Genomic DNA, 508 nt, shown 5'->3' with positions numbered 1-508 from the left:
CCGTTGTAGTCGTCCTCCGGCGTGAAGATCCAGCCGCCATCCGTGGACGTCAGGGTGCCATGCGTGACGCTGATATCCGTGACCGTCAGGGTGTCGCCGTCGACATCGCTGAAACCCTGCAGCAGGGTCGAGGCCAGGATGGTCTGGGTAATGTCTTCCGTGCCGTTGGCAACGGTGCCCGTCGGCGAACCGGCCGGCAGGTCGTTGACAGAGGTAAGGCTGAAGCTGCGAGTCTGACCGGTGATGCTGGCGCCGTCGCTGTCGCTGACGGTGTAGGTCACCGTCACCGGACCATGGTAGTTGGCGGTCGGCGTGTAGGTCCAGCCGCCTGCGACGGCGGTCAGGGTGCCGTTGGTGACCGAGATGGCCGAGATGGTCAAAGCGCCTTCGACATCGCTGAAACCTTCCAGCAATGTGCTGGCCAGGATGGTCTGGGCGGTGTCTTCGGTGCCGTCGGCGACGTTGCCGATGGGCGCACCTGTCGGCAGGTCGTTGACCGAGGTGACGG

The 508-nt window shown here is 64.8% G+C and carries 1 protein-coding gene; it reads right to left on the bottom strand.

Features of this window, described 5'->3' with window-relative positions:
- On the bottom strand, window positions 1-508 hold a 508-nt coding region (locus ABAC402_RS40470), incomplete at both ends, for a cadherin-like domain-containing protein (protein ID WP_040410097.1).

It is taken from the genome of Asticcacaulis sp. AC402, from assembly GCF_000495835.1.
Lineage (GTDB): Bacteria > Pseudomonadota > Alphaproteobacteria > Caulobacterales > Caulobacteraceae > Asticcacaulis.
Note: the sequence above shows the minus strand (reverse complement) of the source record. Positions and strands in the feature narration are given on the sequence as shown.